Origin of the sequence: Pseudidiomarina mangrovi, from assembly GCF_003999375.1 — a bacterium.
Taxonomy (GTDB): Bacteria; Pseudomonadota; Gammaproteobacteria; order Enterobacterales; family Alteromonadaceae; genus Pseudidiomarina; species Pseudidiomarina mangrovi.
This window is the reverse complement of sequence record NZ_RJLC01000010.1, coordinates 78,352-92,733: the sequence shown is the minus strand read 5'-3', so window position 1 is coordinate 92,733 and position 14,382 is coordinate 78,352. Positions and strand designations below refer to the sequence as shown.

11 protein-coding genes and 1 tRNA gene are annotated in these 14,382 nt (G+C 50.4%); 4 read left to right on the top strand and 8 right to left on the bottom strand.

Annotated elements, in window-relative coordinates; translation table 11 throughout:
* The 5 genes from ribF to EFO84_RS03540 all read right to left on the bottom strand — a co-directional run bounded on the left by ribF (position 1) and on the right by EFO84_RS03540 (position 5,105).
* Positions 1-924 (bottom strand): bifunctional riboflavin kinase/FAD synthetase, encoded by a 924-nt coding sequence (ribF, locus tag EFO84_RS03560; protein WP_127346702.1) that lies wholly within the window; start codon positions 922-924, stop codon positions 1-3.
* Between the two features lie 72 nt (positions 925-996).
* On the bottom strand, positions 997-1,338 hold the full coding sequence (locus EFO84_RS03555; RefSeq protein ID WP_164742369.1) for a type II toxin-antitoxin system RelE/ParE family toxin: 342 nt from the start codon (positions 1,336-1,338) through the stop codon (positions 997-999).
* Positions 1,328-1,627 carry a type II toxin-antitoxin system Phd/YefM family antitoxin gene (locus tag EFO84_RS03550; RefSeq protein WP_127346700.1) on the bottom strand — a complete coding sequence of 100 codons (300 nt, stop codon included), beginning with the start codon at positions 1,625-1,627 and terminating at the stop codon, positions 1,328-1,330. The genes EFO84_RS03555 and EFO84_RS03550 overlap by 11 nt, the downstream gene beginning before the upstream one ends.
* 101 nt (positions 1,628-1,728) lie before the next feature.
* Positions 1,729-3,279, bottom strand: a complete 1,551-nt coding sequence (gene murJ, locus EFO84_RS03545) for a murein biosynthesis integral membrane protein MurJ (protein ID WP_127346699.1) — start codon at positions 3,277-3,279, stop codon at positions 1,729-1,731.
* Positions 3,280-3,281: 2 nt separating this feature from the next.
* Complete coding sequence (locus EFO84_RS03540; protein WP_127346698.1) at positions 3,282-5,105, bottom strand: DUF885 domain-containing protein; 1,824 nt, start codon at positions 5,103-5,105, stop codon at positions 3,282-3,284.
* Between the two features lie 194 nt (positions 5,106-5,299).
* On the opposite strand from EFO84_RS03540, the gene rpsT reads away from it, so the two are divergent.
* The 4 genes from rpsT to EFO84_RS03520 all read left to right on the top strand — a co-directional run bounded on the left by rpsT (position 5,300) and on the right by EFO84_RS03520 (position 8,865).
* The gene (gene rpsT, locus EFO84_RS03535; protein WP_127346697.1) at positions 5,300-5,563 is read left to right on the top strand and encodes a 30S ribosomal protein S20; all 264 of its coding nucleotides are present in this window, start codon (positions 5,300-5,302) and stop codon (positions 5,561-5,563) included.
* 148 nt (positions 5,564-5,711) lie between these two features.
* Positions 5,712-7,661: an alpha/beta hydrolase family protein gene (locus tag EFO84_RS03530; RefSeq protein WP_127346696.1), complete on the top strand. Its 1,950-nt coding sequence runs from the start codon at positions 5,712-5,714 to the stop codon at positions 7,659-7,661.
* A gap of 40 nt (positions 7,662-7,701) precedes the next feature.
* Positions 7,702-7,778 (top strand) — tRNA-Arg (locus EFO84_RS03525).
* 106 nt (positions 7,779-7,884) lie between these two features.
* Positions 7,885-8,865 carry a class I SAM-dependent methyltransferase gene (locus EFO84_RS03520; protein WP_127346695.1) on the top strand — a complete coding sequence of 327 codons (981 nt, stop codon included), beginning with the start codon at positions 7,885-7,887 and terminating at the stop codon, positions 8,863-8,865.
* Positions 8,866-8,941: 76 nt separating this feature from the next.
* On the opposite strand, the gene EFO84_RS03515 is transcribed toward EFO84_RS03520, so the two are convergent.
* From EFO84_RS03515 to EFO84_RS03505, 3 genes are all read right to left on the bottom strand, one after another.
* Positions 8,942-11,617 carry a TonB-dependent receptor plug domain-containing protein gene (locus tag EFO84_RS03515; RefSeq protein ID WP_127346694.1) on the bottom strand — a complete coding sequence of 892 codons (2,676 nt, stop codon included), beginning with the start codon at positions 11,615-11,617 and terminating at the stop codon, positions 8,942-8,944.
* A 200-nt stretch (positions 11,618-11,817) separates the two neighbouring features.
* Positions 11,818-12,480 carry a 3'-5' exonuclease gene (locus tag EFO84_RS03510; protein WP_127346693.1) on the bottom strand — a complete coding sequence of 221 codons (663 nt, stop codon included), beginning with the start codon at positions 12,478-12,480 and terminating at the stop codon, positions 11,818-11,820.
* Positions 12,438-14,336: a DUF294 nucleotidyltransferase-like domain-containing protein gene (locus tag EFO84_RS03505; protein ID WP_127346692.1), complete on the bottom strand. Its 1,899-nt coding sequence runs from the start codon at positions 14,334-14,336 to the stop codon at positions 12,438-12,440. Before EFO84_RS03505 ends, EFO84_RS03510 begins: the two co-directional genes overlap by 43 nt.
* Between the last annotated feature and the right edge of the window lie 46 nt (positions 14,337-14,382).

Here is a 14,382-nt window from a genome sequence, read left to right as displayed (position 1 = left end):
TTACCCTCTCAATAGGGTCTGGGCTAGCTCTGCATCGTCAATAATTTGCCGTTGTAAGGCACTAAAATCAGAGAATTTCTGCTCGGCGCGAATGAACGCCCGCGGAATCACTTCAAGCTGCTTGGCGTACAAGTCGCCGCTAAAATCAAACAGGTGCACCTCAAGCTGCACCAGTTCACCGTTCAATGTTGGCCGCCGACCAATATTCGCCACCCCATGGTAGATCTGGCCAGCATGCCGCACATGCACGGCAAACACCCCTTGCAAGGGGCTCTGTAAGCGTTTTAAGGCGATATTCGCGGTCGGGAAGCCAATGGTACGGCCTTTCTTCTCGCCGTGAATGACCCGGCCTTGAAAGCTGTACGGTCGCCCCAGCATGGCTTCGGCCAAGGCAAAATCAGCGGCTTGCAATGCTTTTCGAATTGCAGTGCTGCTAACCCGTTGCTGTTGTTGCCGATAGCTATGGGTATCAACCACGGTAAAACCATGCACAGCGCCCATGTCTTGCAGCAAGGCAAAATCACCACCACGGTCTTTGCCAAAGCGAAAATCATCACCCACCACTAAGTACTGCACGCCAAGCTGTTGCACCAATACCTGCTCAACAAATTCGCGCGGTGGGTAACTGGCAAATTTGCGGTTAAACTCAATAATGATGTGTCGTTCTACGCCAACCTGAGCGAGTGCCAAATGCTTCTCGCGCAAATTGGTTAAGCGCGCTGGTGCGGCGTGCGGCGCAAACAATTCTTGCGGCTGCGGTTCAAACGTCATCACCGTAGCAGGTACTCCACGCAACGCCGCTTGCGCTTTCACTTGCGCCAATACCGCTTGATGGCCTAAGTGCACGCCATCAAAATTACCGATAGTCAGCACACAGCCATAATGTTCAGGGCGAATGGTATGAATTCCGCGGATTAGTTGCATTGCACGCTTCAATTGCTGAGGTTGCCTGTAAAAGGCGCGATTATAACAGGCTCACTAGCCGCTCACCACCCGTTACGGGCGCATTAATACCAGCTCAATCAACTGATCGCGCAGACATTGCTGAGTGCGCAAGAACAACAACGCTACTGCGCTCTGTGGCGCGGCATCGGTGAGGCGGTAAATGATGCGTACGTTGCGGTCGCCGGCAATAAATTCATAGTAATCGGTAAAACCAAGCGCCGCTGCTTCGGCACACACCTGACAACCCGCTGGAAACTGCTGCAGTACTTGCTCAAAGCGACCAATCAGCTCGCGCAGCAGGCGCTCAGCCGCGGCCGCACCGATGTGCTTTTGCCAATAGTCGAACTGCTGATAAAACTGCTGACTAAAACTAGCGCTGTAGTCAATCTTCATGCTGTGGCTTGTCATGCGGCTTAGCATAAGCAAGGGCGCGATGTTGCAGGCCGCCCAACAAGTCAGCCTGACCAACCACTCGCCCGGCATTGACATCTTTTTCAGCAATAGCCAGCAATTTCAACAGCGCCATCTGCTCTTGCTGCAGCTCATACTGCACCGGGTCTTGCACCACATAGAGCGGATCACCGTTTTGCGTGACTAACACCGGCTCTTCAACATTGAGCGAGGCTAAGCCCCGTTTAAAGTCGGATACTGAGGTCACGCGCGGTTTTTTAACACTGTACATAGGGGGCTATGCTCCATAGCGATAAACAATAAACAAAGCATAGTTGAAGGATACTTAAAAGTCCAAATTTGGACTAAATTTAGACCACGATAAACACCTACCTAATCAGTAGCGCGCCATTTCACTCGCAGTAGCAGCAATGCCAGCAGATACACCGCGGCGCCAACAGCAATTAAAAACGCCAGTTTGAGCATGCGTTCAAAGCTCGGCGCAATCAGCCACCAGTTATACACCGGCGTGAAATACAGCACCGCAGCAGCCATTGCAGCAGCTGCTAGGGTCACTTTACTGATATAGGTTAGGGTACCGGGGTAACGCTTCAGCACGCCATCTTTCCACAGGTTATAGCCCAGCAAACTGGCGTTAATCAGCGCTGACAATGAGGTGGCAATAGCCAAACCAACGTAGCCAAAGGGAATAGCGAAGATAATATTCAGTACCATGTTGGAGACCATGGCGATAATGCCATAACGCACTGGGCGCTTGGTGTCTTGGCGCGAATAGAAGCCGGTGGCTAACACTTTCACCAGCATAAAACTTAATAGACCACTGCCGTAGGCATACAAGGCATACGAGGCAAAGCGCGCGTCTTCGGGGCTGAACTCACCGCGCATAAACAACACCATCAGCATAGGCTCCGCCAACACCAATAGCCCCACCATGGCCGGTAAACCTAGCAGCACCACAGTGCGAATACCCCAATCGAGGGTACGCGAAAACTGCTCCGGCGAACGGTCAACATGGCGGCTCGATAGCGCCGGCAAGATCACCGTGGCAATGGCAATACCAAATAACCCCAGCGGGAATTCCAACAAGCGGTCGGCGTAGTACAACCAACTAATCGAGCCAGTCATCAAAAAGCTGGCAATAAAGGTATCCAGCAATAAGTTAATTTGGCTGACCGACACGCCAAACAAGGCTGGAATCATCAGCGTACGAATGCGCGTAACGCCTGGGTCACGCCAGCCCCAGCGCGGCCTGACCAACAGCCCAGCACGGCGCAAAAATGGTAGCTGAAACAGAAACTGAATCAAGCCACCAAAAAATACCCCCCAGGCCAAACCATATTCCGGCTGCTCGAGCTGCGGCGCTAACCAAATAGCTGCACCAATAATTGCCACGTTGAGAAATACTGGGGTAAAGGCCGCTACGGCAAATTTGCCAATGGTGTTGAGAATAGCGCCGGCTAAGGCAGTAAAGGTAATAAACCACAAATACGGAAAGGTAATGCGCAGTAAGTCACTGGCCAACACAAACTTATGCCCTTGCGGGCCGTCATGATACCAATCGAGGAACCAGCCAGTACCAAACAGCGCGGCTACTAACGGCGATAGAATTACTCCAACTAGGGTGACAATAGTCACCAAGGTGCCCAAGGTGCCCGCCACCCGCGCAATCAGCAGTTTGGTGTCATCAATAGACTTGCCTTGATGATACTCGGTCAATACCGGCACAAAGGCTTGCGCAAAGGCGCCCTCGGCAAATAGCCGACGTAAAAAATTCGGAATTTTATTGGCAAAAAAGAATACGTCAGCAGCCGCACCGGCACCCATTAAGTTAGCAATAACAATATCGCGGACCAAACCCAGCACCCGCGATATAAAGGTCATAGCACTAACAATGAGCCCCGAGCGGGCTAATGACTTGCTCATGATTAGGCGGCAGTCTCAGCAGCCAGTTTCTCCGCCACGTAGGCGTCCACTAAACGCTCCAAAATATGCATCGGCATTGGGCCATTTTTCAGAATCACATCGTGGAAGTCGCGCACATCAAACTGCTCGCCAAGCTGGCTACGCGCTTTTTCACGGAATTCTAAGAACTTAATCATACCCATTTTGTACGAGGTAGCTTGGCCTGGCATGACGATATAGCGCTCAATTTCTGACACCACATCAGACATAGTCATACCGCCTTCCGCCGCCATATAGGCAATGGCTTCTTCGCGGCTCCAGCGTTTGGCATGAATACCGGTATCCACGACTAAGCGAATAGCACGAAATAGCTCAGCCTGCAGGCGCCCCAAGTCACCATGTGGGTCATTTTCATAGAAACCCAAATCGGCCATCATTTGCTCGGTGTACAGCGCCCAACCCTCTGAATGCACTGAGAATGGCACGAATGAGCGGAAAATCGGCAAGCCCTCAATTTCTTGGTTTAAGGCAATTTGGTAATGGTGACCCGGCACGCCCTCATGCACCGCCAAGGTTTTCATACCGTACTTTGGCGTGGCTTTGATATCGTACAAGTTGGCAAAAAAACGCCCAGGCCGCGAGCCATCTAGGGCTGGGCCTTGGTAATAAGCACCCGGAGCATTCTTCTCGGCGTATTCAGGTACCCGTACCACTTCAAGGCCGGCTTGCGGCTTTAACCGAAATGCGGGGTCAATGTAGGTATAAATGTCATCGATAATAGCGCGATAGTCGGCCAAGATTTGCTCACGCCCCTCGGCCGTATCTGGGTACAAAAACTCTGGCGACTCGTTAAGAACTTGCAATAACGCCCCGACCGGAATGGCAGCATCGTAACCAAGCTCATTGAAGATAGCGCGCATCTCAGCTTGAATGCGTGCCACCTCACTTAAACCCAATTGGTGAATCGCATCGGCGCTTAAATCGGTGGTGGTATAGCGGCGTAATTGATAGGCATAATAATCATCGCCATCAGGCAGCTTCCACACGCCCGCGTCATCAGTCGCTTTACCTTGCAAGTTGACGAAATAGGCTTTCAAGTCGGCGTAAGCAGGATACACCACATCGCGCACCGCCACTTCGGCTTGCGCCACAAAGTCAGCTTGAGCTTCAGCGGTAACCTCGGTTTTCGCCAGTTTGTCAGCAAAGGTGGTCACTAACACGTGCTCAGCCGGTGCTGAGGCAATAACGTTGTCCATTTGCCCAATCACCGCCTCAATCACAAAGCGTGGCGGAATAATACCTTCGGCTTCAGCCACCCGCAGCGATTCCAATAACCCGGCAAATTGCTCATCAACGCCATTGAGGCGAGTAAGATAATACTCGGCATCGGTATCATCACCGACTTGATGCATATCGGTCATAAATTGCGGAAAGCGGGTATGCACACCGAACATCTGGTTGACCGGGTAGCCATGATGTTGCCAGCGCTCGCCTTCCACCATTTGGCCAAAGAAGTAGTCAAAAATATCGTAGGAGATTAAATCTTGCCCGTCGCGGCCTTCGCGACCATACGACTGAAACATCGCATAGGTATCTTTCATGGCAGCAAATTGCTCAGCTTGCGCAGCCGGCGACATATCGTCTAGTTTGGCGTTGTGGCCACGAATACCGAATTGCTCTAATACCCGCAATTGGGTCAAAGCTTGCGGCGAACCACCAGCCATCTCAAGCATGCTGCGGTCATAAAACACCCGCATAGAGAACGGCTTAAACCAAATACCGTTGATGATAAAGATGGCGGCAACCACCACCACCGTTAGGAGCGTGCGTTTAGTCCATGTCCACATAGCAGCCTCGATGTCTGTTGTTTTCGTTATTGTCGGGTGAGATCTACTTAAGAATAGCGTAGAATACCGCCAAGGCGTAGAGCTATTTACAGTTGTGTTTTGCCAATTACAGGCTTGACTTTAACTCCAAAAACAGGCATATTCCCCGCCCTATTACACCATTGCACACAGATAACGAATTTTAGGAGTCCACCTTGGCTAATATTAAGTCTGCGAAAAAGCGTGCGGTACAAGCGGAAAAGAACCGCCGCCACAACGCGAGCCGTCGCTCAATGATGCGTACCTTGTTGAAGAAAGTAACTGCTGCAGTTGAAGCAGGCGATAAAGCGGCTGCAACGCAGGCATTCACTTCTCTTCAGCCAGTGTTGGATCGTTACGCGACCAAAGGTTTGATCGGCAAAAACAAAGCCGCTCGCCATAAGGCCCGCTTGAACGCAAAAATCAGCGCGTTGAGCTAAGTCACCGTATTGTAACGGTTACTTACAATTACCTTGAAAAAGCCGACATCATTGTCGGCTTTTTTGTGTTTAAAGGGTTTCATCAGCTTGGTCATGTAGTCATAATGTTACTGTTAACAACGCTAACGATTATATAACAAGGCTTATCATGAAACGTGTAACAATTCTTCTTCACCTCACGCTACTGTTATTTTTGGGGGCCAGCTCAATGCCCACCCATGCCAGTAGCGATTTAATCCCGGTTGAGCATTTTTTCGAACGCTCACAGTATGAAGATGTGGTGATCTCACCCACCGGTAAGTATTTCGCCATTAAAGCCAGCGATGGCCCGCGTGACCAAATAGTCATTTTCGACCGCGAGCAACGCAAAATTACCACCAGCTTTGCCTTCGGTGACAACATTCGCTTCGCCGGTATCTCCTGGGTTACCCCAGAGCGCATTATCTTTACTGGGGCAAAATTTGTTGGTTATCTTGATCGTCAAGGCGGCGTACCGAGTTTGTATGCAGCCAATGCCGACGGCAGTAACCGTCGCGAGATCTTCAAAGTACAACGTTCGGGGTTCACTATCCTCAATTTGTTGCCCGATGATCCAGAACATATTCTGATTGCCAAACGGCATTTCGCCGATGGCGGTGAAGCCAAGGCGCATTTATTGAATGTCAACGATGGTCGTGAATACTTCGTCGGCGACCAACCCCCGAAAGCCAACGCACTATTGACCGATAACACCGGCAAAATTCGTTTAGCGGTCGCCTACGAGGAAACCCGTAAAGACGAATACGGCAAAGGCACCTCATGGTTCTACTATCGCAGCCCCAATAATGATGACTGGAAAGAGCTGAAACTCGACGGCTTGACTGCTACCAGCGTTGGTTTTGCCGGCTTTGCTACTGATAACCGCTATGCTTACATGTATTCGTCGCACGACAGTAAGACCCAAGCGGTGTATCAATTCGATACCGACAGTGCAGAAATTAAGAAAATTGCTGACAATCCAGTGGTTGATGTGTATTCGCGCGTCAATGGCCTGAATGACGAAACTGTCGCCTTCGACTTTATGCCCGGCTATGTCGAACGCACCTATATTGATGATAGCCCATCGGCCAAGCTGTTAAAGAATCTTGAGCAGGCGTTTCCGGGCCAGCGCGTGACCATTCGTAACGTTACCCGCGATGGTAAGCAGGCGGTGGTCTTTGTTCGTTCTGACCGCAACGCCGGCGAATACTATATTTTTGACACCGAAACCCTAAAAGCCGGCTATGTGGCGTCGCCAAAACCTAAGCTTGATCCGTTAGCCATGGGCGAAATGAAGCCATTTAGTTTCACTGCGCGTGACGGCTTAACCATTCACGGCTACATCACCCTACCCAATGGCTATGACGGCAGCAGCCCATTACCAACCATCATGAATATTCATGGCGGCCCACATGGTATCCGCGACGATTGGGGCTTTAGCGACGAGAATCAGTTCTTTGCCAACCGCGGTTATGCGGTGGTGCAAGTAAACTTCCGTGGCTCGGGTGGTTACGGCCAAGAATTTATCGAAGCCGGCTATCGTAAATGGGGCCGCGAAATGCAAGATGATGTCACTGATGCCACCTTGTGGGCCATTGAACAAGGCTACGCCGATAAAGACCGCATCTGTATTTACGGCGGCAGTTACGGTGGCTATGCCTCACTGATGGGCGTGGTGCGTGAGCCAGATCTGTACCAGTGCAGTGTCGGTTATGTTGGCGTGTACTCACTACCAGTGATGAAAACCGATGGCGATATCCCCTCACGAGAAAGTGGCCGACGCTATTTATCGCGCGTTTTAGGCGATGACAAAGCCGAGCTTGAAGCGAACTCACCCGCCTTCCAAGTCGATAAAATCAAAGTGCCATTGTATATCGTTCACGGTGAAGATGACGTACGCGTGCCCATGGCTCAATACGAAGCGCTAACGCGTGCTCTCAAGGCGGCGAAAAAACCGTATAAATCCATGGTCCGCGATGAAGGTCACGGTTTCCAAAAAGAGCAGAACCGCTTCGATTTATACCGCGAACTAGAACTATTCTTTGCCGAGCATATTGGCGGCAAGCGTAGTAGCAAATAACCTTCGTTAAGCCAGGTTAAGTCCCTCTTAACCTGGCTAAGTTCCCGTAGCTCAGCTGGATAGAGCAGCCCCCTCCTAAGGGGCAGGTCGCAGGTTCAAATCCCGCCGGGAACGCCATTTTCTGCTGTAATACTTGGCATTCAAAGCATAACCCTCTACCATCTAGCTGCGACATATCCCATCAACGCTGGGCGCACCTGCGTCTGGCCACTAAGGAGTAACTATGGAACATTGGAGTGCCTATTGGCAAACCAGCGGCGTGCTCAATAGCTTTGCTGAAGGCAACGTCAAAGATGGCTACAGCGGCGAATTAAAACAATTCTGGGAGCACCAATTTGCCAGCGCACCAGCAACCGCGAAGATTATAGACATCGGCACCGGCAATGGCGCCTTAGCTATTTTGGCCTATGATTATGGTCGTGCTAATCAACGTCATTTTAGCGTAGAGGGGCTCGATAAAGCGGTGATCAATCCAGCCAAGCAATTTGAGCAGCAACCTACTATTGCGAAAAAGCTCAAAGCCATTACCTTTCATAGCGCTGTTGCTGCTGAAGAACTGCCTTTTGCAGACCAGTCGGTAGATTTGGCCGTTAGCCAGTTTGGCTTCGAATACAGTGATCGTAAAGAAAGTATGCGGGCATTGGCTAAAGCGCTAAAGCCGGGCGCAAAGGCAATCTTCGTCAGTCACCACAGTAACAGTGAGTTGACTAAAAATTCACAGCATGCGGTTGAAGTGCTGCGCTATTGTCTTGAGGTAAGTCCACTATTTCAGCAAGCGGATATGTATTTTGACTTAGCTCGTCAGGCCATCCCACAAATAGGTTTAGAGGGCTGGCAAACCTTTCCACATCACACTATTTTGAGTCGTTCATTAAAGTGGACCATGGATATCTTACAAGAGCGTTTCAGTGCTGCTGGTCAAAAAGCCTATGTCAACGACGTCATTAGCCGTGTAGCCCGTTTACTACAAGCCATGACCGCAACCAATCAACCTCAGCTCATGGAAGCTCTTGGATTAGAGTATCGTCTACTGAATGACCATCGCATGCGCGTCGAAGACCAGCTAAACGCATCTCTCGCTAAAAAAGACATCAGCACACTGGTTAAATCTGCGAAACAACTCGATATGACTTTAACGGCGGAAGAATTAGCCATTGATGGAAAATTATTTGGCTGGGTGTTGGTACTAACCAAATCTGCCTAACTAAAAAACTATTCTTTCAAACATAAAAAACGGGGCCTTAGGCCCCGTTTTAATTGCGTTCAATAAAACCTCTAGATTAGAAGTTTTGTTGGAAACGAACGTACATGACACGACCCCAACCGTTATACAGGTTGTAGTTGTAGTCACGACCGCCGTATGAACGAAGTTGTGGTAACTTCTCAAACGCGTTCTGAACACCGAAAGTGAAACGGTTGTCCCACTGAGTATCATAGCTCACTTGTACATCGTGAGTAGTCCATGAACCAATGTTACCGCTACGTGCTACGCCATCTGCACCATTTACATCAGCAACAACGCTGTTGTACTGGTTGCCAATGAAGTTCATGTTGTAGGCAAATGTCCAGTCGTTCAGGTTGTAAGTGTTACTGAATACCACGCGGTTACGTGGTAAACCTGGGTCACGAACGATGTTACGGCCACCGTCAGTTGAGTAGTCAAGCATGTGTGATGCTTGCAAGTTTTGCGTCAACGCGCCAGCTGAACCGAAGTCCCAGTTTACGCGAATGTTGAAGTCAAGACCTGAAGTAGTCACAGTACCTTCGTTACCATAACCAGCATCAATACGCGTGATTACGCCGTTGGCATCACGAGTTACACCCAAACCAGGAGGAATTGGATCCCCTGCTAGAGTACGGTCAATCAGTGTCTGTGAACCGAATGAACGAATACGGTCACTGATAGTGATGTCATAGTAGTCTAACGCGAAGTTGATATCATCAGTGACGTTAACCGCTAAACCAGTCGAGATTTGACGTGAGTTTTCAGCGGCCAAATCTGGGTTAGCGATGTAGTAGGCATTAACCTGACAAGCGACAGTAGCGTTACCACACAATACCAAGCTGGTTTGCGCGTCAACGACTGAGTCGGCAGAGAACGAAGTTAACTGAGTTAAGATGTCCAGTGACGGTGCACGGAAACCTTGACCCCATGAACCACGCCAGATGATATCATCAGAAATCGCCCACTTAAAGCTAGCTTTTGGTGAGAAGTTAGAACCGAAGTCTGAGTACTTATCGAAACGGCCTGCAAAGTTCAGTTCGAAGTCATAAGTGACTGGAACTAACACTTCGAAGAAGCCAGAGTTCACACGACGACCACCACCTGCAGAGTTACCTGCTGAACCACCGACCAAGCCGGCTTCTGATTGTGAGTCGTATTTATCTTGATAACGCTCTTGACGGTGCTCGAAACCAACGAAGGCTTGGATCATACCAGCTTCGGTTTCCATTACGTCAAATGAGGTGTTGGCAAAATACTCATCGATATCAAAGCGTGAGATACGTGAGATGGTGACCACACCAGCAGCTAAAACGTTCGCTGGGTTTGCGCCTGGCGACTGAATGTCATAACCAAAGCTACAGTTTTGCGCATCAAACGAACCATCAGAACAGTAACCAGGGTTAAAGTTGTTAACGTTAGACCATGCAGTCGTAGCAGCCAAATAGCCATTACCGATATCGTTAGTAGTGTTACGTACACGACGGTAGCCGAAATCAACTTCTAAATCACCCACAGTACCTTCAAAACCTAACAACAAGTCTTTATTGTTGTTGGTTACGGTGCTGTCACGGTTACCCATGGCGGCAAAGCGGTGATAGAACGCTACTGGCGCGTTTTGTGGACCAGCCCAAGTGAATGCTACTGCATTTGGGTTACGTGGGTCATACATCCACGCATCTGGGTTGGTTGGGTTGTTGTAGCTATCGCCATCAGTTGCTAAGCCAGCGTAGAAGATGTTTGAATCTGGGGCTGGTGCATAACGACCAAATGACTCAGTTTCAGCAATGCTAGCGTTCGCATAGAATGCCCAGTCATTGTTGATCTGGTGACGGCCTTTCAGGAACAATGATTGGTTACGTGAAGAGGCTTCATTAGCGTTAGTAGCGTTAAAGTTATAACGACACAGAGCGCCATCAGCAAAGAAGTTTTCTTCGCCACAGCCATTAGGAACGCCACTAAAACCGCTCCATGCAGTACCAGTCCAATAACGGAAGTTGTTACCGTAGATTGATGAACCTGATTGTACCCATGGGTAGTCACGCTCAAATACGATTTCACGAGTGTTCCAAGATACGCCACCCAATAATTGGGTTTTAGAATCAGAAGAACCGAACAACACGCTACCTTGCTCACGATCACCGCCATCAGCAGGAACAGAAACTTGGCCAGCACCTAAAGTGATTTGTGCGCCGTTGTAGTCTTTACGCGTGATAACGTTGATTACACCACCGATTGCATCAGAACCGTAGATAGCAGATGCACCATCAGACAAGATTTCGATACGCTCTACAGCACCCAATGGGATAGCGTTCAAGTCTTGGCTAGAACCAGTAGATGGCGACATAGTCAAACGACGGCCGTCAACCAATACCAGGGTACGTGATGCACCCAGACCACGTAAATCTACTTGCGCAACACCTTGTGCTGAGCTACCAGACTGTGGACGGAATGAACCGGCAGAGTTAAAAGTAGTGTTACGGATGATGTCAGATACAGACATGTCACCAGACAGGTCGATCGCTTCACGGTCGATAACTGTTACTGGTACTGCACCTTCCATATCGGTACGCTTGATGCGTGAACCGGTAACTTGGATACGCTCTTGCGCTTCTTCAACTTCTTCCCCATCTTGTGCTTCTTGGGCAATAGCTGCGCCTGATAACGCTAATGAAGCGCCACCAAACATAAGCGCTAAGCGGATAGACTTAGCTAATTTATTGTTAGTATACATATCTTCTCCCTGGATCACTTTCTAAGTGACTTACTAGGTTTAAACTGGCACGTGAACGGTCTTCGTGCTCGTTCCGATCGGGGTCTAATGACAGCGAAGCCAGCATAAACGCCAACCGATCAACCCCGATACTAATCAAAAAGAACCCATTGAGCAACCTTGTCGAGGGGCAAAAACTAAGTTTTTTGCGTTTTTATTGATTATTTTGTGACAAATTCGCGAACTGCAACATTGGCGCGGCCTGCAAAGCGGTACGCTTGGGCCAGAAATAGCTCTCCACAGGCAATAGCGTCACTTAAGGCATGATGCGCGGCATAATCGGGCAAGTTATAGCGCTGGCGACAGCGGGCCAAGGTTAAACTGCCGCGCGGCAGGTGATGTTGCTGGTTACGCAAGCGTCTGGCTTCGAGTTGCAAGGTGTCAATCAGAGCCAGAGGTTGTAGCTTTACCTGATGACGCTCGGCAGCACGGCGCAGAAATTGCCAATCTAATTGCACGTGGTGACAAACCAGCACCGCGCCCTCGAGTACCGCCTGCAATTGCTGTAAAGCTGTAACTGGATCGCTGTGAGCAATAAAATCACGTTGTACTAAGCCATGCACCACCGGGCTTTGCTTAAGGTCAGTATCGGCGGTTGCAAACACATGATAGGCGGTCGTGCTAAAATCCATAAGCGGCGGCCGCAGTTCCACCCAAGCCAGTGCCAACAGCTTATCCTGTGCTGGATCCAAGCCACTGGTCTCGCAATCCAAGGCTATATAGCGCTGCTGCTGCCACGATTGCTCCAGCAAGCGCCGTCGCTGCCACCACTGCCGCAGCACTAGCCGACCCGTCCGAATTTCAAGCCAATGCCCTGCTGGCATTCCTTGATGATGCGAAACGCCGACTTGAGTTGCCGCCGCGTTAGGGTGCCGAGGCTATCTGGATCGAGCGCGTTCTTGGGCTGTTCAGTTCCCCACACTTGCAATTGATGCTGTAACCGCAACTCGGTGAGAAACAGCCAAGCTTCTTGCAGCGCTTGACCATCGCGACGATTCAATAATCGACTCCCTTTTAATAACTCGATACGTTGCAAGGTTTGCGGCGCACTAATTCCCGCTTGCAGCGCGTAGGTGCGCACAATGTCATTAATCAGCGCAATGCCGTAGCGTTTGATATTAATAAAGTCGCTATCTTTGCCAGATTCGGTGCCACGAAAGCGATTAAATAGCCCCAACGGCACCTGCACACTAACCTGCAAGCGCGCCAAGTTGGCTAAGAAGAAATCCTGTTGACCGAGTTCGGCGACCTGCTGCCGATACTGCTGGTACAAACGCTTATGCCCGTGCACTAAGCGACTGTCGAAAAAGATCTGGCAATACATCAAGGCCTTTGGGGTCGGCTCACGGGTCCATTGGCTGAAGCGTTCCAACCAACCACTTAAGGTACGGCGGCAGTCGGCATTACTGGCCATGATGTTGCCCGGGCACAACGGAATGCCGCACTGGTGCAAGCCATCACAAACATACTCACCGAGCCCAGCGAACCAAGCTAATTGCGCTTCGTTCAAACCATCGTTGAGCAGCAAGCCATTATCTTGGTCGGAGCTTAAGGTTTGATCTTCGCGCCCCTGCGAGCCAAACGCCAGCCAGCCATAGGCCGCAGGGGCAACGCCATGCTCGCGCTCATAAAAGTGAATGAGGCGCTTGGTCATGGCGTCGGTTAAGGTTGCTAACAGTCGGCCAACCATAGGAGTATCGCTGACTCGCGCCGCGAAGCTCTGCATATAAGCCGGAATTTCTGTTGCCTGCGCCACCAGCTCGGCTAGGTCACCGGCTTTATTCATGGCACTAATGAGCATCACTGGTTCACTGCGCTGTTGTCGCATCAAATCGGTATTGGTGATCATACCCAGCGGCTGCTCGTTGTCATCGAGCACCGGAACATGGTGAATATTGTGCTGGGTCATCACCGCCAGCACATCCATCAGACTCTGGCGACCATACACTGCGGCCGGCGCTTGGGTCATTACGGCATTGACTTGCAGCTCACTACTCAAGCCTTGAGCCACCACCCGGTTGCGTAAGTCACGGTCGGTCAGAATTCCCACTAAGGTATACGGGGCAGGCTCTTTAACGGCATCGTGATCAACAATCATCACCGATGACACGCGTTCGTCGCGCATGCGCTCAGCGGCGGCACGAATGGAGGTATGGCTGGGTAACATCACCGGCTGCCGCTGCAATACCTCCGCCACCGTGCGCTGCAACGAACTATCGGCGGCAGCTTGCCAGCTTGATTGTGGACGGCCCACTGCCCGCCCGCCTTGTTCTTCGAGCAACCGCTGACCATGAGCACGAATAAAGTAGCGTTCAAATTCTTGCTGCTGTTGCCGTAGCTGGTTAAATACCGTAGCCGGTACAATATAAACAATGCCGTCTTCGACTAACTGCAGCTTATTAATCACCGCACGGCCGCTGAGCAGCGATGGATAGCCAAATAAGTCATGTTGTTCGAGGCGCTCAATCACATGGCCATCTGGCGCCAGCAAATCAAATGCCCCAGAACGCACGATATACAGCGCCGGACTATGCTGGGCAAATAACTGGTCAATGGTGTGCTGATTCAGGTAAAAGCCCAACATCTGCCGACTAACATTAGCGAGTTGCTCAGCGTCTAACTCATCAAACGGCGGACAATCCTGCAAAAACCGTTTCAGTTCGGCAAAATCTGGCTGCATAGGCGCTCCTTAAACGAAAAAGGGGCAGGCAGTTAAGCTTAACTGC

Coding starts and splice junctions, on each gene's coding strand:
- ribF (WP_127346702.1), bottom strand. CDS start 924: ATGCAACTAATCCGCGGAATTCATACCATTCGCCCTGAACATTATGGC.
- EFO84_RS03555 (WP_164742369.1), bottom strand. CDS start 1,338: ATGAAGATTGACTACAGCGCTAGTTTTAGTCAGCAGTTTTATCAGCAG.
- EFO84_RS03510 (WP_127346693.1), bottom strand. CDS start 12,480: ATGCCAGCAGGGCATTGGCTTGAAATTCGGACGGGTCGGCTAGTGCTG.
- EFO84_RS03515 (WP_127346694.1), bottom strand. CDS start 11,617: ATGTATACTAACAATAAATTAGCTAAGTCTATCCGCTTAGCGCTTATG.
- EFO84_RS03505 (WP_127346692.1), bottom strand. CDS start 14,336: ATGCAGCCAGATTTTGCCGAACTGAAACGGTTTTTGCAGGATTGTCCG.
- EFO84_RS03540 (WP_127346698.1), bottom strand. CDS start 5,105: ATGTGGACATGGACTAAACGCACGCTCCTAACGGTGGTGGTGGTTGCC.
- EFO84_RS03530 (WP_127346696.1), top strand. CDS start 5,712: ATGAAACGTGTAACAATTCTTCTTCACCTCACGCTACTGTTATTTTTG.
- EFO84_RS03550 (WP_127346700.1), bottom strand. CDS start 1,627: ATGTACAGTGTTAAAAAACCGCGCGTGACCTCAGTATCCGACTTTAAA.
- murJ (WP_127346699.1), bottom strand. CDS start 3,279: ATGAGCAAGTCATTAGCCCGCTCGGGGCTCATTGTTAGTGCTATGACC.
- EFO84_RS03520 (WP_127346695.1), top strand. CDS start 7,885: ATGGAACATTGGAGTGCCTATTGGCAAACCAGCGGCGTGCTCAATAGC.